The organism is Mangrovihabitans endophyticus, assembly GCF_014646155.1.
Taxonomy (GTDB): Bacteria; Actinomycetota; Actinomycetes; order Mycobacteriales; family Micromonosporaceae; genus Actinoplanes; species Actinoplanes endophyticus.
Map to the genome: position 1 here is coordinate 77,832 of NZ_BMMX01000003.1, position 19,068 is coordinate 96,899.

General features: G+C 71.9%; 19 protein-coding genes. 5 read left to right on the forward strand and 14 right to left on the reverse strand.

Annotated features, from left to right (window positions below; genetic code table 11):
- Nucleotides 1-87 precede the first annotated feature (87 nt).
- From phoA to IEY73_RS06620, 8 genes are all read right to left on the reverse strand, one after another.
- Complete coding sequence (gene phoA / locus IEY73_RS06585; protein ID WP_189078178.1) at nt 88-1,440, reverse strand: alkaline phosphatase; 1,353 nt, start codon at nt 1,438-1,440, stop codon at nt 88-90.
- 104 nt (nt 1,441-1,544) lie between these two features.
- The gene (locus IEY73_RS06590) at nt 1,545-2,525 is read right to left on the reverse strand and encodes a sensor histidine kinase (protein ID WP_189078179.1); all 981 of its coding nucleotides are present in this window, start codon (nt 2,523-2,525) and stop codon (nt 1,545-1,547) included.
- Entirely contained in the window at nt 2,518-3,216 is a 699-nt protein-coding gene (locus IEY73_RS06595; RefSeq protein ID WP_189078376.1) for a response regulator transcription factor, read from the reverse strand. Before IEY73_RS06595 ends, IEY73_RS06590 begins: the two co-directional genes overlap by 8 nt.
- A gap of 10 nt (nt 3,217-3,226) precedes the next feature.
- On the reverse strand, nt 3,227-3,685 hold the full coding sequence (locus IEY73_RS06600; RefSeq protein WP_189078180.1) for a hypothetical protein: 459 nt from the start codon (nt 3,683-3,685) through the stop codon (nt 3,227-3,229).
- Nucleotides 3,682-5,040 (reverse strand): molybdopterin-dependent oxidoreductase, encoded by a 1,359-nt coding sequence (locus IEY73_RS06605; protein WP_189078181.1) that lies wholly within the window; start codon nt 5,038-5,040, stop codon nt 3,682-3,684. The genes IEY73_RS06600 and IEY73_RS06605 overlap by 4 nt, the downstream gene beginning before the upstream one ends.
- Nucleotides 5,013-5,681, reverse strand: a complete 669-nt coding sequence (locus IEY73_RS06610) for a class I SAM-dependent methyltransferase (RefSeq protein ID WP_229715623.1) — start codon at nt 5,679-5,681, stop codon at nt 5,013-5,015. The genes IEY73_RS06605 and IEY73_RS06610 overlap by 28 nt, the downstream gene beginning before the upstream one ends.
- Nucleotides 5,678-6,328 carry a TIGR04282 family arsenosugar biosynthesis glycosyltransferase gene (locus IEY73_RS06615; protein WP_189078182.1) on the reverse strand — a complete coding sequence of 217 codons (651 nt, stop codon included), beginning with the start codon at nt 6,326-6,328 and terminating at the stop codon, nt 5,678-5,680. Before IEY73_RS06615 ends, IEY73_RS06610 begins: the two co-directional genes overlap by 4 nt.
- Nucleotides 6,325-6,987, reverse strand: coding sequence for a glycosyltransferase family 2 protein (locus tag IEY73_RS06620; protein WP_229715624.1), 663 nt, complete (start codon nt 6,985-6,987; stop codon nt 6,325-6,327). Before IEY73_RS06620 ends, IEY73_RS06615 begins: the two co-directional genes overlap by 4 nt.
- Before the next feature lie 123 nt (nt 6,988-7,110).
- On the opposite strand from IEY73_RS06620, the gene IEY73_RS06625 reads away from it, so the two are divergent.
- On the forward strand, nt 7,111-8,151 hold the full coding sequence (locus tag IEY73_RS06625) for an NAD-dependent epimerase/dehydratase family protein (RefSeq protein ID WP_229715625.1): 1,041 nt from the start codon (nt 7,111-7,113) through the stop codon (nt 8,149-8,151).
- The gene (locus IEY73_RS06630; RefSeq protein ID WP_189078184.1) at nt 8,148-9,605 is read left to right on the forward strand and encodes a hypothetical protein; all 1,458 of its coding nucleotides are present in this window, start codon (nt 8,148-8,150) and stop codon (nt 9,603-9,605) included. Before IEY73_RS06625 ends, IEY73_RS06630 begins: the two co-directional genes overlap by 4 nt.
- A gap of 48 nt (nt 9,606-9,653) precedes the next feature.
- On the opposite strand, the gene IEY73_RS06635 is transcribed toward IEY73_RS06630, so the two are convergent.
- Genes IEY73_RS06635 through IEY73_RS06645 form a run of 3 tightly spaced genes read right to left on the reverse strand, consistent with a single transcriptional unit; the run spans nt 9,654 to nt 14,025 of the window.
- A complete protein-coding gene (locus tag IEY73_RS06635) occupies nt 9,654-11,609 on the reverse strand; it encodes an ABC transporter ATP-binding protein (protein WP_189078185.1) in 1,956 nt (651 codons plus the stop codon).
- Nucleotides 11,606-13,342, reverse strand: a complete 1,737-nt coding sequence (locus IEY73_RS06640; RefSeq protein ID WP_189078186.1) for an ABC transporter ATP-binding protein — start codon at nt 13,340-13,342, stop codon at nt 11,606-11,608. The genes IEY73_RS06635 and IEY73_RS06640 overlap by 4 nt, the downstream gene beginning before the upstream one ends.
- Nucleotides 13,342-14,025, reverse strand: a complete 684-nt coding sequence (locus IEY73_RS06645; protein ID WP_229715626.1) for a TetR/AcrR family transcriptional regulator — start codon at nt 14,023-14,025, stop codon at nt 13,342-13,344. Before IEY73_RS06645 ends, IEY73_RS06640 begins: the two co-directional genes overlap by 1 nt.
- A 113-nt stretch (nt 14,026-14,138) precedes the next feature.
- On the opposite strand from IEY73_RS06645, the gene IEY73_RS06650 reads away from it, so the two are divergent.
- A complete protein-coding gene (locus IEY73_RS06650) occupies nt 14,139-16,358 on the forward strand; it encodes a putative bifunctional diguanylate cyclase/phosphodiesterase (protein WP_189078188.1) in 2,220 nt (739 codons plus the stop codon).
- A 10-nt stretch (nt 16,359-16,368) separates the two neighbouring features.
- On the opposite strand, the gene IEY73_RS06655 is transcribed toward IEY73_RS06650, so the two are convergent.
- The gene (locus IEY73_RS06655) at nt 16,369-17,082 is read right to left on the reverse strand and encodes a nicotinamide mononucleotide transporter family protein (RefSeq protein ID WP_189078189.1); all 714 of its coding nucleotides are present in this window, start codon (nt 17,080-17,082) and stop codon (nt 16,369-16,371) included.
- 81 nt (nt 17,083-17,163) lie between these two features.
- On the opposite strand from IEY73_RS06655, the gene IEY73_RS06660 reads away from it, so the two are divergent.
- Entirely contained in the window at nt 17,164-17,388 is a 225-nt protein-coding gene (locus IEY73_RS06660) for a hypothetical protein (RefSeq protein WP_229715627.1), read from the forward strand.
- A gap of 28 nt (nt 17,389-17,416) precedes the next feature.
- Here IEY73_RS06660 and IEY73_RS06665 read toward each other — a convergent pair whose 3' ends face one another.
- Nucleotides 17,417-17,695, reverse strand: a complete 279-nt coding sequence (locus IEY73_RS06665; RefSeq protein ID WP_189078190.1) for a YggT family protein — start codon at nt 17,693-17,695, stop codon at nt 17,417-17,419.
- 138 nt (nt 17,696-17,833) lie between these two features.
- On the opposite strand from IEY73_RS06665, the gene IEY73_RS06670 reads away from it, so the two are divergent.
- A complete protein-coding gene (locus IEY73_RS06670; RefSeq protein WP_189078191.1) occupies nt 17,834-18,484 on the forward strand; it encodes a hypothetical protein in 651 nt (216 codons plus the stop codon).
- A gap of 6 nt (nt 18,485-18,490) precedes the next feature.
- Here the strand turns inward: IEY73_RS06670 and IEY73_RS06675 are convergent, their stop codons facing one another.
- Nucleotides 18,491-19,066: a DUF1684 domain-containing protein gene (locus IEY73_RS06675; protein WP_189078192.1), complete on the reverse strand. Its 576-nt coding sequence runs from the start codon at nt 19,064-19,066 to the stop codon at nt 18,491-18,493.
- Nucleotides 19,067-19,068: the final 2 nt, after the last annotated feature.

The following is a 19,068-nucleotide window of genomic DNA, read 5'->3' on the forward strand; positions in this document are numbered from 1 at the left end:
TGCGCGGGTGCGCGGGTGCGCGGGTGCGCGGGTGCGCGGGTGCGCGGGTGCGCGGGTGCGCGGGTGCGCGGGTGCGCGGGTGCGCGGCTACTTGACGCCCGTGGCCCGTCCCATGGTGAAGAACAGGTCGGTCTGGTTGGTGACGCCCAGCACGTTGGCCGCCTGCGGGCCGCCGGCCGCGATGCGCACCTGGGTGCCGGTGTGCTGCTGCGAGGCGGAGATGTCCGCGGTGGCGTAGCTGATGGTCATGTCGGCGTCGTCCGCGGTGATCAGCGTCGCGGTGTAACCCATCGTCGGGGACTCGACGATCTGGCTGGTGTGACCGTGGTCGGCGGTCACCACCACCAGGGTGTCCGGGTGCGACTTCTGGTACTGCAGGACCCGCTTGACCGCGGCGTCGAAGGCCACCGTCTCACCGATCTGGCCGCACGGGTTGGCCGCGTGGTCCTGCTTGTCGATCGAGGCACCCTCGATCTGCAGGAAGAAGCCCTTGCGGCTGTACCGGGTCTGCTTGTCCAGCACCTTGATCGCCTTGTCGGCCATGTCGGCCAGGTGCGGCTGCGCCGCCGGGCGGGCGGTGTTGACCGCGCACTTGGCCGGCGCGGTGCCGGTCCGGGTCGGGGTCGGGCCGACCCACTCCAGGTCCATGTTGCCCGGTGCGAACGTGCCCAGGATCGGCTTCTTCGCGTTCGCCGACGACAGGCCCGCCGCGTCGGTGATGATCTGGTAGTCGCTCACCTGGGCCTGCTGCAGCACGGTCAGGCCCTTGTACTTGCCGGCCTTGACGGTCTGGTCGAAGTACTGCTTGCCACCGCCCAGCATGACGTCGGTACCGGAGGTGACCATCTGCTCGGCGATCGAACCCCGGCCGCCGTTCACCTTGTCGTTGACGGCGCAGTCGCCCATCGAAGCCGGGCCCTTGCAGTTGCGGCTGACCACGTGCGAGCCGAGCACCGCCGGGGTGGCGTCCTGCAGCTCCGCGGTGGTCACGTTGCCGGTCCGGAACCCGGCCTGCTTGGCCAGTTCCAGGATGGTCGGCACCGGCTTCTCGTTGGGCAGCACCGAGATCGCGCCGTTGTAGGTCTTGTGCCCGGTCGCCCAGCCGGTGCCGGATGCGGCCGAGTCCGTCACATAGTCCGGCTTGGCGGGCGCGTCCTTCTGTACGGCGTACGTGGTGTAGGCGCCGGTCAACGGGAGCTTGTCCATGGCCAGCCGGCCGTTCGCGCCCACCTGGTAGTTGCGGGCGATGGTGATCTCGCTGTCGCCCATGCCGTCGCCGATGAGCAGAATGACGTTCCGCGCCTTCCCGCCCTTGATCGCCTGGCGAGCGGCCGAAGTGTTGTCGTGATGGCCGTCAGCAGCCACCGCGACCGCCGGCAGCGCGACGATCGCAGTCGCGGCGAGGGCAACAGCCCCGCCTCGTCGGAAACGAAGATTCATGCGCGTCACGCCATCAGCCGAAAGTGAACGGTCGATGTCCGCCGGACGGTCAACTGGCAAACAAGCGAGGTCACCGGGGGCAAGGTGAACGGAGGCTGAAGACTTCAGGCCGGTAGCCGTACCTCGAACCGACAACCACCCCGCACGTTGCCGGCGCGCACCCGTCCGCCTTGCGCCTCCACCAGCCCCCGCACGATGGCCAGTCCGAGACCGCCGCCGGACTGGCCGGGGGTGCGCGCGCGGGAACCGCGGAACGCCACGTCGAAGACCCGGGGTAGATCCGACTCCGGGATGCCGCCGCAACTGTCCGAGATGGCGAACCACACGTCGCCCGCATCGCGTCCGGCGTCGATGGTGACCGTGCCGTCCGGCGGGGTGTACCGCACCGAGTTCATCAGCAGGTTGGCCACCACCCGGCTCAGCTCGGCCTCGCTGGCGGTGACCACCGGCCAGCCGGACTCGGCGGCAACGATGCGGATGCCGCGGCGCTGGGCGACCGGCGCGGCGGTGGCGATCGCGTCGGAGAAGACGTCGGCCAGCGGCACCGCCGACGGCACCAGGCGCAACGCACCGGAGTTGATGCGGGACAGCTCGAACAGGTCGTCCACCAGCCGGCTCATCCGGTCCGTCTCGACCCGGATGCGGCGGTGGTATTCGGCCACCGTGGCCGGTTCGGCGACCACGTTGTCCTCCAGCGCCTCGGCCATCGCCCGCATGCCGGCCAGCGGCGTCCGCAGATCGTGCGACACCCAGGCGACCAGGTCGCGGCGGCTCGCCTCGGCCTGCGCCGCCCACATCGCGGCGCGGGCCAGCCGCCGGCCGAAGGTCACCCCGACGGCCAGACTGACGACCGCGGCGACGGCCACCGTGATCAGCACGACCTGGAGGTCGTGTCCGGACAGGAACATCGCCCGGGCCACCGCCGCGACCCCGGCGGCCACCACGGCCACGGTGATGGCGACCAGCACGCTGATGTGCACGACGATCGACCGGCCGCGCAGCAGCCGCGCCGCACCGGCGCCGACCAGGCCCACCACGCCGCCGGCGACCAGCGCGTACAGGACGATCAGCAGCACGTCATGCATGGCTCACCGGCTCGTATCGATATCCGACACCCCAGACCGTGAGCAGCCGGCGCGGTGCCGCCGGGTCGGCCTCGATCTTCTCCCGCAGCCGCCGTACGTGCACGGTGACCGTCGACTGGTCGCCGAACTGCCAGCCCCACACCTGCTCCAGCAGTTGCGACCGGGACCAGGCGCGCGCCGGATGCCGCAGCAGAAATTCCAGCAGGTCGAATTCGCGGACCGTCAGGGTGAGCGGGCGGCCGTCCAGCTCGGCGATGCGCCGCCCGGTGTCGGCGACCAGGCCGGCGTCGCGCAGCATCACCGGCGGCGCGTCGTTCTCCGGCGGCATGGTGCGGCGCAGCACCGAACGCACCCGCAGCACCAGTTCACGCGGGGAGAACGGCTTGGTCACGTAGTCGTCCGCGCCCACCTCCAGGCCGACCACCCGGTCCGACTCCTCGCCCAGCGCAGTGAGCATCACCACGGGCAGACCGGGCCGATCCCGGCGCAGCCGCCGGCACACCTCCAAGCCGTCGATGCCGCCCAGCATCAGGTCCAGCACCACCAGGTCGGGGGTCTCCGCGTCGACCGCGGCCAGGGCGGCGTTGCCGTCCCCGACCAGGCGCACCCGGTAGCCGTCCTGTTCCAGGTAGCGGCGCACCACGTCGCTGACGGTCGGGTCGTCGTCCACGACCAGCACACGATGTTCCACACCGGTGACGCTACTCACCCGGCACACCCCGCCGTCCCGGCGCGTCCCGTCGGCCGTCCCGCCGGTGCCGGGCGACGGTGGCCGTGATTGCCACGCCGGCCCAGACCGCCGCGAGCACGGCGAGCAGGCCCCACCCGTACGGGCGCGGCAACGCGGACGGGTTGTCCGCGGCGCGGCCGAAGCCCAGCACCGGGGGTAGCCCGACCACCAGGACGGCGAGGCTGATCAGCGCGCCCGCCTGCACGGACCACCGAGCGCGGCGGGGTACGAACCGGCGCAGCGCAGCGCCGGCGCCGAGCACCGCGGGCAGGAACACCGCGTCGTGCAGCACCAGCACCACTACCAGGAACAGCGGTACGCCGAACTTGTTGACGTCGTTGTCGGTCAGCGCGCCGACCAGGGCATATCCGGCGATCGCCACCCCGGCGGCCACCAGCACCCGGCGCCACCAGCGGACACCGGCGCTCATGACATGCTCCGCAGGGTGATCCGGCTCAGCCACTTGGTCTGCATCACGCCCGGTCGGTTCGGGGCGATCAGCCGTGCCGGGTAGCCGTGGTCCAGGTGCAGGTCCGAGCCGTCCAGGCGCAGCGCGATCAAGGTCAGTGGGTCCCGCAGATGCGGCGCCGCGACCGATGACGTGCGGTACCGGCCCGCGGCCTCCAGCGACTCCACCTCGGCCACGGCATGCTCCGGGTCCACCCCGGCCATCTTCGCCAGATCGCGCAGCCGCACACCGGACCAGGTGGCCGACGCGCTCCACCCCTCCACACAGGTGATCGGGAGGGTGGCCGTGTGCTGCGGCAAGGCGGCCAGGTCGGCCAGTGACAGGGCGACCGGTCGCGGCCCGCTGATCCGCAGGCGATACCCGGGATCGAGGGCGGCGCGCCGCACCCGGGCGCCGGCGGCCGACTTGTTGACCGGCAAGCCCTGCGGGCCGGTGTCCGGGCGGCGCGGCGCGAGCAGCGAGATGCCGGACAGCGGCGCCACCGTCTGCCCCACCGTGGCCACGGTGATCACGCCGGCCGCCGCGCCGACCGCGCCGAGCAGCCGCCGACGGGTGGCGACCGGGCCGTCCGGCCCGCCTGCGTCCGGCCCGCCTGCGTCCGGCCCGCCTGCGTCCGGCCCGCCTGCGTCCGAGCCGCCTGCGTCCGAGCCGCCTGCGTCCGGGCGGTCCGCGACCAGGCCGTCGTTGGCCGACTTGGCCGGCGCCGGAGCGGGCGTCTCGGGCGGTGTGCGGCGCAGCGCCTCCCGCACCACCGGCAACTGGACACCGATGTGCGCCAGCAGGCCGCCGATCGTGAGCCAGGCGACCCAGTAGTGCGCGGCGGTGAAGAAGAAGGGCATCGGGGCGTACCAGCGATTGATGTTCAGCACGCCGCTGACCACCTGGAACAGGCCCCCGCCGACCAGCGCGACGATGCCCAGCAGTTCGATCGCCCGAGCCGGGCCGGGCACCGGCGGCCAGGAGAACAGCCGTGGATAGACCGACCACAGCTTCGCCCCCAGCAGCGGAATCATGGCGAGCCCGGTGGCCACGTGCAGGCCCTGGGTGACGCGATAGAGGCTGACCGGCCGGGACGGCCACCAGAACCAGCCCGGCGGATGCTGGATCAGGTGGCTTGTCACACCGGTGAGGAAGCAGATCGCGAAGGCGATGCCCAGCGCCACGCCGAGCTGGCTGGTCAGCCGGGTGGATCGCAACGCGGAGCCGAACGCACCGGGGCGGAACGGGCCGCGACGCAGCGTGTCCGGCGGGGCCTGCAACCAGGCGACCGCGGCGCGTGCCCGGCCGGTCACCGATGTGCCAGCGTCGCGAACCATCGTCCCGCCTCCGTCCACGTGGTCAGCGTGTGCATCGCCGCCCCGGCCGCTGCCTCCGCCACGTCGTCACGGGACAGCACGGCCCAGCGAAACGGCACCCGCGTGTCGCCCAGTGCGGCCGTGCCGGCCCAGCTACGGGTGCCCGGCATGGCGAGTTCCACATGCACCCGGCCGGTCCGGCTGATCAGCTCGCCGCAGCGCCGCAACAACGCCACCGGGTCGCCACCGATGCCCACGTTGCCGTCGGCCAGCAGCAGGTGCCGCCAGCGGCCGTGGCCGGGCAGCGGGCCGAAGACGTCGCGGCGCAGTGCGGTAGCTCCCCGCTCGCGCGCCATCCGCACGGCGGTGCCGCTGACGTCGATGCCGAGCGCGGGGCAGCCGAACCGGTGCAACAGCCGGGTCAGCCGGCCCGGCCCGCAGCCCACATCCAGGGTGGGTCCGTCGCACCGGGCCACCAGCCCGGCGTCGCCGGGCAGGTGGGTGCGGGTCCACGCGGTGGGGTCGAGCTCGTGCACGATGCCCAGGTCGTCGTGCAGCCTCAGCCGGGCCGACCGCCCACCGGCGGCGTGCCGCAGCGCGCGGTCGTAGACGGCCAGCGCCGCGGCGTCCGACCGGGAGCGGACGGGTGCCGGAGCGGTCACCGTGCGGCTCCCTGAGGCGCAGCCTCGCGCAGCGCCCGGATCTCGTTCACCGCGCGGGCGAAGCGACTGTCCGGCGGGCACAGCGCGGCCACCGCGCGGGCGTCCTGCGCGGTGTCCACGTCGCGCAGCTCGCTCAGCAGCCCGCAACGCCGGCCGGACAGCGCGGCAAGGGTGAACGCACCGGTCCGTGCGCTGGACATCGGCACCGAGCGCAGTGCCGCGGCGTCGGCCGGACGGGTCAACCCGAGCGCCCACCAGCCGCCGTCGCAGGCCGGACCGAGCAGCACCTCGCGTTCGCCCAGCCGGTTCGCGGCCTCGGTCAGCGCCGCGGTCGTGACCTGCGGGGTGTCCATGCCGATCAGCAGGCTCGGGACGCCCCGCAGGGCGCTGTCGGCGAATCCGTTGGCCAGCCGCGCGGCCAGCCCCGTGCCACGCTGCGGCACGACGTGCCAGCCGTCCGGGCACGGGTGGTCGCCGGCCAGCAGCAGGGTGCGGCGTACGACCGGAGTGGCACTGACCACGTCGAGGGTGTCCGCGAGTGACGCGGCGGCGATGGCGGCGGCCTGTTCCGGGGTGCACGGCGGGCAGAGCCGGGTCTTGACCCGTCCCGGCACCGGAGCCTTGGCGACGACGATGAGCTGGATCATCGGGCCAGCACCGCGCTCATGTCGCGGATGGCGCGGACGGTGCCGCGGACGCTGCCGGACACCTTGGACCGCGTGCCGGCGGCGCGCGGAAGGTAATCGACGTCCACTTCGCGTACCCGCCATCCGGCGCGGCCGGCCGCGATGAGCAGCTCCAGCGGGTAGCCGAAACGCCGGTCCCGCAGGTCCAGCGCGAGCAGCCGGTCGCGCCGGGCGGCGCGCATCGGCGCGATGTCGTGCACGTCCAGGCCGGAACCGGCCCGCAATCGGCGGGCCAGCACCACGTTGCCCAGCCGGGCGTGCAGCGGCCACACGCCGCGGCCCATCGGCCGGCGACGGCCCACCACCATGTCGGCCCGGCCGCCGCGAACCGGGTCGGCCACGCGCGGCAACTGGGCCGGATCGAACGAGCCGTCGGCATCCATCACGCACACCACCCCGTCGTCGGCCGCCTCGACCCCGGCATGCACGGCCGCGCCGTACCCGGGCTGCGGCACCTCGACCACGCGGGCGCCCAACGAGCGAGCCAGGTCGGGGGAACCGTCCGTGGAGCCGTTGTCGGCGACGATCGGCCGGTACCCGTCCGGCATCCGGCCCAGCAGCCACGGCAGGGCCGGCGCCTCGTTCAAGCAGGGCAACACCACATCGGTCATGTGGGGCAACGTATCGGTGCTGCGGCCTCGCAACCCTTACAGAACGCGGACGTCCACCACAGGCCTTACAAACCGCTGACGTCTGCGCCGGAACCGCCCCGCGGGAGCGTGACCGCCTCTACCGTGGGCCGCGTGACGCACATCCTCGTGACCGGCGGCGCCGGATTCATCGGCTCGCACGTGACCACGGCCCTGCTCGACGCGGGCCATGACGTGACCGTTCTGGACAGCGGCCATCCGGCCGCCCACCGGGGCCGAGCGCCGGAATCGGTGGCCGGCGTCCCGGTGCGCCGCGCCGACCTGCGGGATCGCGCCGCGGTGACGGACGCGCTGCGCGGCGTGGACGCGGTGGTCCACCAGGCGGCCATGGTGGGCATGGGGGTGGACCTGGACGACCTTCCCGAGTACGTGGGCAGCAACGACCTGGGCACCGCGGTGCTGCTGGCCGCCATGGCGCGCTCCGGTGTGCACCGGATGGTGCTGGCGAGTTCGATGGTGGTGTACGGCGAAGGCGCGTACCGCTGCCCGCGGCACGGTCCGGTGCGCCCGGCCGCGCGGGAAGTGTCCGACCTGGCCGCGGGCCGGTTCGAGCCGGGCTGTCCGTCCTGCGGCGAGGCGCTGGTCCCGGAACTGGTGGACGAGGACGCGCCGCTGGACCCGCGCAGCGTGTACGCGGCGACCAAACTCGCCCAGGAACACCTCACCGCCGCCTGGGTTCGGCAGACCGGGGGAGCGGTGGCCGCCCTCCGCTACCACAACGTGTACGGGCCGGGCATGCCGCGCGACACCCCGTACAGCGGGGTGGCGGCGATCTTCCGGTCGGCTCTGGAGGCCGGCCGCGTACCGCGGGTCTTCGAAGACGGTGCGCAGCGGCGCGACTTCGTGCACGTCGGCGACGTGGCGGCGGCCAACGTCGCGGCGCTGGCCGCCCCGGACGGATTCCGGGCCTACAACATCGCCTCCGGGCGGCCGGCCACCGTCGGACAGATGGCGCACGAGCTGGCCGAGGCGATGGGCGGCCCGGCGCCGGAGGTGACCGGGGAGTTCCGCCTCGGCGACGTGCGGCATGTGGTCGCCTCGCCCCGGCGGGCCGCCGACGAACTCGGCTTCCAGGCCCGGGTGGAACTCGCGGACGGGGTGCGCGAGTTCGCCCACGCGTCACTGCGGGCGTGACCGTGGCCTCCACGCGCACCGCCGCCGGAACGGACCGGCCGCTCGCACGGCCGCCGGCCCGGACGCGGTGGCGCGAGCACCGCGGCGACCCGGCCGCGGCGGTGGTCGCGGCGGGCCTGGTGGCGGTGGCCGCGGTGGTCGCCGTGGTGCTGCACGTGGCGGGCACGCCGGTGCACGCGTCGGCCGCGCCGCTGTTCGGTCATGTGCTGCCGCACGTGGGACCGGGCACCCCGCTGGCCGTCACGGTGGCGGCCCTGGTGGCGTGGCACGGACCGGTGGTGGCCATGCGGCTGCGCTGGTCCCGGCTTTTGATCACCGCGTACGCGGGAGCGGTCACGTGGATCATGGCGCTGGCCCTGGTGGACGGCTGGCAACGGGGGCTTGCCGGGCGGCTGACCACGCCGTACGAGTATCTCGCCGAGGTCGGGCAGCCGGTGGACCTGGGCGCCTTCGCCGGACGGATCCTGGGCGGCGCGCCGGACTCCTGGACCACGCACGTGGCCGGGCATCCGCCGGGCGCGCTGCTGGTGTTCGTCGGGCTCGACCGCCTCGGCCTGGGCGGCGGCGGATGGGCGGCGACGGTCTGCGTGCTCGCCGGGGCGTTGACCGCGGTGGCGGTGCCGGAGACGGTGCGCCGGGTGGCGGGCAGCCGGGCGGCGCGAGCCGTGCTCCCCTTCGCGGTTCTGTTCCCCGGCGCGGTGTGGATCGGCGCCTCCGCGGATGGCTTGTTCGCCGGGGTGACCGCGACCGGGATCATGCTGCTGGCGATCGCCCTGGCGAACCCGTCCGATGATCGGGGGCGGGCCGGGCGTGCGGTCGCGGTCCGGGTGGTCGCCGGGTTCGCCGGGGGGAGCCTGCTCGGCCTGGGCATCTACCTGTCGTACGGATTGGTGCTGATGGCGCTGCCGGCGCTGGCCGTGGTGCTGGCCGCCTGGCGGGCCGGGCATCGCGGGACGCCGGCCTTGCTCGCCGCCGCGGCCGGGGCCGCCACGGTGGCCGCCGCGTTCACCGCCGCCGGCTTCTGGTGGCCGGACGGCTACGAACTGGTGCAACAGCGCTACTACCAGGGCATCGCGAGCAGCCGCCCGTACGCCTACTGGGCCTGGGCGAACCTGGCCGCGCTGGCACTGTGCGCCGGTCCGGCGGTGGCCGCGGCGCTGCGCCGCGCCGGCCGGGCGCTGATGCCCCGCGGCGGGAGGCCGTGGTCGCGCCCGATGCCCGACGGTGGGGTGCCGTGGCCGCGCCTGCTGCTTGCGCTGGCGGCGGTCGCGGCGCTGCTGGCGGCGGACCTGTCCGGCCTGAGCAAGGCGGAGACGGAACGCATCTGGCTGCCGTTCGCGGTGTGGCTGCTGGCCGGGACGGCGTTGCTGCCGGCCCGGGACCGGCGGTTCTGGCTGGCCGCCCAGGCGGCGACCGCGTTGCTGGTCAACCACCTGGTGCTGACCGGCTGGTGAGCCGGCCACCCACCGCCCGCCCGCGACGCAAAGGGTGGGGGTTGCCGCTCAGTCCACCTGGACGGCCGCCTCCGCGAACTGGGCCGCATACAGCCTCGCGTACGCGCCCCCCGAGGCGATCAACTCGTCGTGGCTGCCCTGCTCGACGATCCTGCCGTCCTCCATCACCAGGATGGTGTCCGCGTCACGGATCGTCGACAGCCGGTGCGCGATGACGAAGCTCGTCCGCCCGGCGCGCAAGGTGGTCATCGCCCGTTGGATCAGCACCTCCGTGCGAGTGTCCACCGAGCTCGTCGCCTCGTCCAGGATCAGGATGCTCGGCTCCGCCAGGAATGCGCGGGCGATGGTGATGAGCTGTTTCTGGCCCGCCGAAACGTTGTCGCCCTCCTCGTCGATCAACGTGTCGTACCCGTCCGGCAGGGTGCGTACGAAGGAGTCCACGTGCGCCGCCTCCGCCGCCGCCGTCACCGCGGCCATGTCGAAGGTGTCCGCGCCGTACGCGATGTTCTCCGCGATGGTGCCCCCGAAGAGCCATGTGTCCTGCAGCACCATGCCCATGTGCTCGCGCAGTTCCTCGCGCGGCATCGTGGTGATGTCGACGCCGTCCAGCGTGATCCGTCCGGAGTCCACGTCGTAGAACCGCATCAGCAGGTTGACCAGCGTGGTCTTGCCGGCACCGGTCGGTCCCACGATCGCCACCGTCTGGCCTGGCTCGGCCACCAGGGACAGGTCCTCGATGAGCGGCTTGTCCGGCAGGTAGCGGAATGACACGTCCTCGAACGCCACCCGGCCGCGCGCCGCCGGCCGGTCTTCGCTCGCCGGCTCGGGGGACTGTTCCGGCGCGTCCAGGAGCTGGAACACCCGTTCGGCCGACGCCACACCGGACTGCACCAGGTTGGCCATGCTTGCCACCTGGGTCAGCGGCTGGCTGAACTGGCGGCTGTACTGGATGAACGCCTGCACGTCGCCCAGCGAGAGCGTGCCGGAGGCCACCCGCACCCCGCCGACCACCGCGACCAGCACATAGTTCAGGTTGCCGATGAACATCATGGCGGGCTGGATCAGGCCGGAGATGAACTGGGCACGGTAGCTCGACGTGTACAGCCGGTCGTTGTGCTCGGTGAACACCTGCGCGGCCTCGCGCTGCCGTCCGAAGATCTGCACCAGCGAGTGCCCAGTGAACATCTCCTCGATGTGCCCGTTGAGCTTGCCGGTGGAGCCCCACTGCGCCACGAACTGCGGTTGGGCGCGCTTGCCGATGCGCGTGGTGACCAGCAGGGACAGCGGCACGGTGACCACCGCGATGAGCGCCAGCAGCGGCGAGATCCAGATCATCATGCCCAGGACGCCCACGAGGGTCAGCAGTGCGGTGATCATCTGGCTGAAGGTCTGCTGCAGGGTCTGCGCGATGTTGTCGGTGTCGTTGGTGGCCCGGCTGAGCACCTCGCCGCGCTGCTGCCGGTCGAAGTAGGACAGCGGCAGCCGGGACAGCTTGGCCTCCACGTCCTGGCGCAGCCGGTAGACCGTGGTCTGCACGACGCGGGCGGTGAGCCGCCCTTGCAGCACCCCGAAGGCCCATCCGCCGAGATAGACCGCGAGGGCCCAGAGCAGCAGATGCCACAGCCGGGTGAAGTCGACGCCCTGGCCAGGGACGATGTCCATGGCGGCCAGCATGTCGGCCCGGTTGTTGTCGCCTTGGGCGCGCAGTTGCGCCACCGCCTGGGCCTTGGTGACGCCGTCGGGCAGCATCTTGCCGACCACCCCGGAGAAGACGACGTCGGTGGCGTGGCCGAGCAGCCGCGGGCCGAGCACGGTGAGGGAGACGCCGGCGACGCCGAACAGCAGCACCACCCCGACCAGCAGGCGCTGCGGCTTCATCAGGCCGAGCAGGCGCAGCATGGAACCGCGGAAGTCCTGCAGTTTCTCGGCCGGCATGCCGGCCGCCATCATCCGGCCGGGCCCGCCCATCGGCGGGCCCTGCGGCCTGCGGACCGGAGCGGTCATAGCGCAGCCTCCTGCTCGGTGAGCTGGGAGAGAACGATCTCCCGGTACGTGTCGTTGGTGTCCATGAGCTCGGCATGCGTGCCGGTGCCACACACCCGGCCGTCGTCCAGCACGATGATCCGGTCCGCGTCCCGGATGGTGCTGACCCGTTGGGCCACGATCACCACGGTGGCGTCGGCGGTGTGCTGTGTCAGCGCGGCGCGCAGGGCGGCGTCGGTGGCGTAGTCCAAGGCGGAGAAGGAGTCGTCGAACAGGTAGACCTCCGGGGCGTGCACGAGCAGCCGGGCGATGGCCAGGCGCTGGCGTTGTCCGCCGGAGACGTTGGTGCCGCCTTGGGCGATCGGCGCGTCCAGGCCGCCGTCCATGCGTTCCACGAAGTCGCGGGCCTGCGCCACGTCGAGGGCCTGCCACAACTCGTCGTCGCTGGCGTCGGGGTTGCCGTAGCGCAGGTTCGACGCCACCGTGCCGGAGAACAGGTACGGCCGTTGCGGGACCACGCCGACGGTTCGCGACAGCAGGTCCGGGTCGAGCTCGCGGACGTCCACGCCGTCCACGAGCACCGTTCCGTCGGTGGCGTCGAACAGCCGGGGCACGAGGTTGAGCAGCGTGGTCTTGCCGCTGCCGGTGCTGCCGATGATCGCGGTGACCTCGCCCGGCCGGGCGGTCAGTTCGATGTCGTGGAGCACCGGCGCGTCCGCACCCGGATAGCGGAATCCGACGCGGCGCAGGTCGAGCGTGCCGTGCTGGGTGACTTCCCGGATCGGCGACGCGGGGATGATCACCGATGACTCCGTCTCCAGCACCTCGGTGATCCGCTCCGCGGAGACCTCGGCCCGCGGGATCATGATGAACATGAAGGTGGCCATCATGATCGACATCAGGATCTGCATCAGGTAGCTGAGGAACGCCACCAACGCTCCGACCTGCATGCTTCCGGAGTCGATGCGGTGACCGCCGACCCACAGCACGGCCACGCTGGAGAGGTTGATCACCAGCATCACGGTGGGGAACATCAGCGCCATCAGGCGGCCGGCGCGCAGCGCCACGTCGGCCAGCTCCTCGTTCGCCAGGCCGTAGCGGTCGCGTTCGCGTTCGTCGCGGACGAACGCGCGGATCACCCGGATGCCGGCGATCTGCTCGCGCATCACCTGGTTCACCCGGTCGATGCGCTCCTGCATGGACCTGAACAGCGGCCGCATCCGTGTCACCACCGCGCTGACCACGGCGACCAGCACCGGGACGATGATCAGCAGGAGGCCGGACAACGGCACGTCCTGCCGCAGGGCGAGGATGATGCCACCGAAGCACATGATCGGGGCGGACACCATCATCGTGAACGTCAACAGGGTCAGAATCTGTACCTGCTGGACGTCGTTCGTGGTCCGGGTGATCAGCGTCGGCGCGCCGAACTGGCCCACCTCACGGGCGGAGAACTTCTGCACGGTGGTGAAGATCGCGGCGCGGGTGTCCCGGCCCACGCCCATCGCCACGCGAGCGCTGTAGTAGACCGCGATGACCTGCGCGACGATCTGCAGCACCGTGATGCCGAGCATGCCGGCGCCGACGTCGATGATGTAACCGATGTCGCCGACGACTACGCCGCGGTCGATGATGTCGGCGTTCAGGGTGGGCAGGTACAGCGTGGCGAGCGTTTGCAGGAACTGGAAGATCACGATGAGCGCGATCTCTTTCCGGTACGGGCGCAGGCGTGCCCGCAAGAGGCGGAACAGCACTATTCGACTCCCCGTTCGTGGGCCGGTGGAGTGACCGCGGGGCGGCCTCCGCCGGGAACAATAAGAAGGCCGTCCAGCAGAAGCGACACGATTTCGGCGGCGTCGAAGCGTGCCGGGTCGCCGTACGGCCCGTGGGTGTCCGCGCCGCAGAAGAGCAACAGCAGGCGTGCGGTGTCGCCGGCTGAGCGGCGCAGCAGCGGCGCATCCGGCTCGATGAGCCGGGTGAGCGCCGCCAGTTGCCCGCGGCGCGCCTCGATGAGCTGCTGCCGCACCTCGGGCCACTGCGGGGTGATGTACCGCCGGGCGGCGTGCATCAGCGGTGCGCCGGCGAGGAACCGGGCGTGCACCAGGTCGGCGGCTTGACGCATCCGCTCGCGCAGGTCGGCGGACATGTCGACGGCGTCCAGGGCGGCCAGTGCGGGACGCGGGTCCAGCGCCGCCATCAGCGCCGCGGCGATCAGCGAGTCCTTGTCCCTGAAGACCCCGAACAGGGTGCCCTCGGCGACGCCGGCCGCCGCGGCGATCTGCCGGGTGCTGACGTCGGGGCCGTGGTCCCGCAGCAGCGGCACGGTGGCCGCGACGATCGCGGCGCGCCGTTCCTCGGGTGCCAGCGCGGGAACCCGCCGACGGCCCTGCGGCTGGCGGCCCCGATCTTGACTGCTCGGTGAGCGCGGTGACGTCACAGCGGAGAGTCTACTGAGCGAGCGCTCACTCATCCACTGACATTTGTCACGACCGGCGGCCGGATTGTCGGCGGCACTCTCAACTGCGGCCCCGGGCTGCCGATGGACGAGCCGTGCAGGCGACCGAGAAGCAGGACACCCGGTACTGGTCCCGCCAGGTGCGGACCGGTTCGATCATCGCCGCGTTCCTCACGGCGGTGGGCGCGTTCCGGGTGGCCGTCGACTGGGACCCGGCCCTACGCTGGATGGCCCCGCCGATCCTGGTCGCCGCGCTGCTGCAGGGGGCGGCGGCGTTCCTGCCCTGGCCTCGCTATCTGCGCGTGCAGCGTGTGCGGCGATGGCTGGTGCTGTGGTGGGTCGGGCAGATCCCGTTGCTGTTCTTGTTCGCCTGGTACGACGAGAACGGCTTGATGCTGTACCTGCCCACGGTGACGCTGCTGCTGGTGACCGCGGCCGCGCTGTATCCGCCGTCGGTGGTGATCGGGCTGGGCGTCTCCTGCCTGACCGGCTACCTGTTGCTGCTGCCCGACGAGCTGTCCAACAACGTCTTCTCCCTGCTGGCCCTGATGGGCATCATGGTGAGCCTGGTCGGGATGAGTGCCGGCAGCGCCCAGCGCCGTGGCTGGCTGGACGCGCACCGCCGGTCCGCCGAGCGGCGCACCGAACTGCTGCTCGAAGCGTCCTCCGACGCGGTCTTCGCGATCGGCCCCACGTTCGATATCCGGTACGTGAGCCCGTCGGCGCACACCCTGCTCGGCATGGACCTGCGCGGGGTGGCATCGACCGATCTCGGTGCGCGGCTGCATCCGGATGACCTGCCGGCGGTACGCGCCTGGATGCAGACCCTGCGGCAGGCGCCGGACGGGCACACCGCCCGAGCCGAGGCCCGGATGCGCCGCGCCGACGGATCCTGGGTCTATCTGGACGTCATCGGCACCAGCCGGATGAACGACCCGGACCTGCGGGCGATCGTGGTCAGCCTGCGCGACATCGGCACCCGCCGGGCGCTGGAGGAGGAACTGAGCCGGCAGGCGTTCACCGATTCGCTGACCGGACTGCCGAACCGGGCACTGTTCCGCGACCGCCTGGAACAGGCCGTGGCGCGCAGCGCCGGCCGCCCGGTCACCGTGCTGCTCATCGACCTCGACGACTTCAAACTGGTCAACGACGACCTCGGGCACAGCGCCGGGGACGACCTGCTGGCCGACCTCGCCGCGCGGCTGAGCCGGCAGATGCGTCCCGGCGACACGCTGGCCCGTCTCGGCGGAGACGAGTTCGCGGTGCTCGTGGAGGATCTCGACCCCTCGGCGGCCGCCGTGCTGGCCGAGCGTCTGGTGGCCGAGGGCAAGCGCCCGATGCGGCTGGGTAGCCGGGACATCACCAGCACGCTGAGCATCGGCGTGGCCACCAGCGCCGGTGCGCAAGACGTGCCGGCCGAGCAGTTGCTGCGCAACGCCGACCTGGCCATGTACGCGGCCAAACGGGACGGCCGGGACACCTATGCGATCTTCGACCCGTCGATGTATCGCTCGGTGCTGGAGGAGGCCCAGCAGCGCACCGAGATGGAACGTGCGCTGGAGGAGCAGCAGTTCCGGGTGCTGTACCAGCCGGTGGTCGACATGGCGTCGCAGCGGGTGGTCGGTGCCGAGGCGCTGGTCCGGTGGCAGCATCCGGTGCGAGGGCTGCTCGGACCGTACGAGTTCATCGCCGGTGCGGAGGCGAGCGGCCTGATCGTGCCGCTGGGTCGGTGGGTGCTGCGCGAGGCCTGCGCGCAGCTTGCCCAATGGCAGCGGGAGAACGCCGGGGCGGCGGATCTGAAGATGAACGTCAACCTGTCGGCCCGGCAGTTCCAGTACGCCGGGTTGGTGGAGGACGTGACCGCCGCGATCGCCGACGCCGGGATCGCGTCCGCCGCGCTCACCCTGGAGATCACCGAGTCGATGCTGATGCAGGACATCGACAACGCCATCGAGACGCTGCACGCGCTGCGCCGGCTCGGCGTCCACCTGGCCATCGACGACTTCGGTACCGGCTACTCCTCGCTGAGCTATCTGAAGCAACTGCCGGTCGATGTCATCAAGATCGACAAGTCGTTCGTGGATCAGGTGGAGACCGACAGCGGCGACGTGGCCCTGGTGGACGCCGTGGTGGGACTGGGGCAGGCGCTGAACATGCGTACCGTCGCCGAGGGCGTGGAAACCGACGGTCAATGGATGACGCTGCGGCGGATCGGCTGTGATCAGGCGCAGGGGTACCTCTTCGGCAGGCCGGGGGAGGCGTCCCAGGTGAGCCGGATGCTCCAGGCGGCGACCGACACGGTCGTGCCGTCGTGACGGGTGCGGCTCAGGCCACCGTCTCCATCGCCGGGTCGGCCAGCGGCTGCGGCCGGTCGCGGGAGATCCGCAGCCACACCACGAAACCCCAGATCACGAACGCGGCATAGACGGCGTAGAGGATCGCGGACGGGTAGTACCGGAAGTGCAGCAGCTCGGGCACGCCCACCAGATCGACGGCGATCCAGCACAGCCAGAATTCGACCCAGCCGCGGGCCATCGCGTACGTGGCGAGCATCGACCCCACGAAGATCCAGGAGTCGGCGAGGTAATACCACCACGGCACCGGGAAGCCCGCCCCGATGGCCCGGAACGCGAGGAAGCAGAGCCCCACCGCGACCAACCCGGCCACCGCCAGGACCGCACGCTGGCGGGCCGTGGCCCAGTGCGGAGTGACCGCGGGTTGCTCGCCGCCGTGCCGGTTGCGCTGCCAGCGCCACCATCCGTACGCGCTGGCGGCCAGGAAGAAGACCTGGCGGGAGGCTTGCCCGTAGAGCGGGGTGCCCTGGTCGTTGCCGAGCGCCTCGCCGAGGAAGACGGTGCACAGCAGCACGTTGCCGACGATGCCCACCGGCCAGGCCCACACGCTGCGGCGCAGCCCGAACAGCGCGGATCCGAGCCCGAAAGCGTTTCCGACGATCTCCCGGTAATAGATCGCCTGATCCGCGGTGACCTGCCACTTGGCGTCGTAGAAGGCGCTCAGCAGGTGATCGATCCAGTCCATGGTGACCGGAATCGTAGCGGGACGGCGGGTATTCCCGCGGGGTGCGCGCGGAGCGGCGAAGATCGGGGCAGACTCGGGGGCATGGCGCAGACGATGACCGGCTACGACCCAGATCCGGAGACGTACCCGCCGATCGACCCGAGCGAGCCGGTGCCGGACGACCCGGGCGAGTTGTCCCCGGACGCTCCGGACACGCTGCCGCCTCCGCCGGTGGAACCCGTGCCGGGCCCCGGCCCCGAGGGACCGGACGATCCGGATGATCCGGATGATCCGGACGGGCCGGGCGGGGTGCCGGAGCCCGCCTGACGGCGGTCGGTGCTCAGCCCGCCGGTGCTCAGCCGATCAGCGATCGGATCAGCACGATCCCGAAGAACACCACGATGAAGGCGAGGTCGATGGCGACCCCGCCGAACCGCAGCGGCGGCACGACCCGGCGTACCGGCGCGAGTACCGGCTCGGTCACCGCGTGCACACCCCGGGTGATCCGGGACCGCGCCGATCCCGGCATGCTCGGGCCGGCCAGCGCGACGCTCCAGTCGAGCACGGCACGGGCGATCAAGAGCACTTGGAACACCAGCAACGCCAAGCTCACGAGGCCGAGCAGGGCGGACATCGATCACCTCCGGGGAGCGTCTCTTCTGACACCCACTGTGACCTGCTTTGTTGTGAATTAGCTGAGTGGCCGGGTTTCCCGCCGCCTGCCGGGGGTTACACCAATGGCGAAGACCATCGGTCCCGACGAGAGGAAGCCATGCGATACGTGCGCCTGACCGCCCTCGCCCTTCTGGCCGCTGGCCTGGTCCTCAGCCAGCAGGCCTGCGACACGGCGGACGAGCCGTCCGCCGGCGCATCGGGGCCGCCCTCATCCGCACCGGCGACCTCCGCATCGCCGTCGTCTGCCTCGTCCCCGTCACCCTCCGCGTCGCCCAGCGCGGGCGGATCCGATGAGGACGACATCCTGGGCGGCGATCGCAAGGTGACGATCGTCCCGGTGCAGTCGCAGGAATCCGTCCTGGCGGTGAACGACGACGGCCGGCTCAACCCCACCGACGGCCCGAGCGACAGCACGCTGTTCGTGTTGGAACCGGCCGGTGACAAATACATGATCGAGACGTACGCGGCGGGCGACGACAGCCGAACCCGGTGCATGGGCGTGCACAAGAACGGGAGCGCGCCGCTGACCGTCGAGGCCGCACCGTGCGACAGGGGCCGGGACGGTCAACTGTTCTCCATCGTCGAGCGCGAGGAGGACACCGATGCCGGCGATCCCACTTACGCGATCTTCAACCAGGGCGCCTTCCTGCAGATCGTGCCCGGTCGCGGGCTGATCGCCGAGGAACTCGGCGACTCCCGGCTGCGCACCACGTACACCTTCGCCGACAACGGCCCGGCGAGCGACTGACCGCCCCTATCGGTAGGCCAGTTCCCCGGCCTCAATCGCCGCCTCGACCCGGTTCTCCGGCGGGGCGAGCGGGCACAGCCACTGATCGTCGTAGGCGCACGACGGGTTGTAGAGGTAGTTGAAGTCCAGCCGCACCCGGTCGCCGCCGAGCAATTGCACGCCCCGCCCGTGGGTGCCCTTGACCGTGTCGGTCAGATAGCGGCCACCCCCGTACGACCGGGTGCCGCACGAACCGTCGCGGACCGGCAGGAACAGCCCGCCGCCGTACGCGGCGATCCACCACAGCGAGAGCTCGCCCCACGGGGTGTCCAGCACGCCGACGCGGTCATAGCGCACCGCGCCGTCCGGTCCGCCGGTGTCGATCTCCAGCTCGCCGGGATCGGCGCGCACCGCCACCTCGGCAACCGCGTCCGGGTTCGGCGGGAAGTAGCGCAGCCCGGTGAACGCGGTCCCGTGCACCGGCGACTGGGGATGCCGGGCGAACAATTCGTCCCGGCGGCGCCGGAATCCGGCGAGGTCGGAGGGTTCCAGATAGATCCGGGCCACCGCGGCCCGGAAGTCGGTCAGGTCGAGCAGATCCACAT

Coding starts and splice junctions, on each gene's coding strand:
- IEY73_RS06600 (WP_189078180.1), bottom strand. CDS start 3,685: ATGAGCGCCGGTGTCCGCTGGTGGCGCCGGGTGCTGGTGGCCGCCGGG.
- phoA (WP_189078178.1), bottom strand. CDS start 1,440: ATGAATCTTCGTTTCCGACGAGGCGGGGCTGTTGCCCTCGCCGCGACT.
- IEY73_RS06605 (WP_189078181.1), bottom strand. CDS start 5,040: ATGGTTCGCGACGCTGGCACATCGGTGACCGGCCGGGCACGCGCCGCG.
- IEY73_RS06660 (WP_229715627.1), top strand. CDS start 17,164: ATGGCGCAGACGATGACCGGCTACGACCCAGATCCGGAGACGTACCCG.
- IEY73_RS06590 (WP_189078179.1), bottom strand. CDS start 2,525: ATGCATGACGTGCTGCTGATCGTCCTGTACGCGCTGGTCGCCGGCGGC.
- IEY73_RS06655 (WP_189078189.1), bottom strand. CDS start 17,082: ATGGACTGGATCGATCACCTGCTGAGCGCCTTCTACGACGCCAAGTGG.
- IEY73_RS06635 (WP_189078185.1), bottom strand. CDS start 11,609: ATGACCGCTCCGGTCCGCAGGCCGCAGGGCCCGCCGATGGGCGGGCCC.
- IEY73_RS06670 (WP_189078191.1), top strand. CDS start 17,834: ATGCGATACGTGCGCCTGACCGCCCTCGCCCTTCTGGCCGCTGGCCTG.
- IEY73_RS06665 (WP_189078190.1), bottom strand. CDS start 17,695: ATGTCCGCCCTGCTCGGCCTCGTGAGCTTGGCGTTGCTGGTGTTCCAA.
- IEY73_RS06615 (WP_189078182.1), bottom strand. CDS start 6,328: ATGATCCAGCTCATCGTCGTCGCCAAGGCTCCGGTGCCGGGACGGGTC.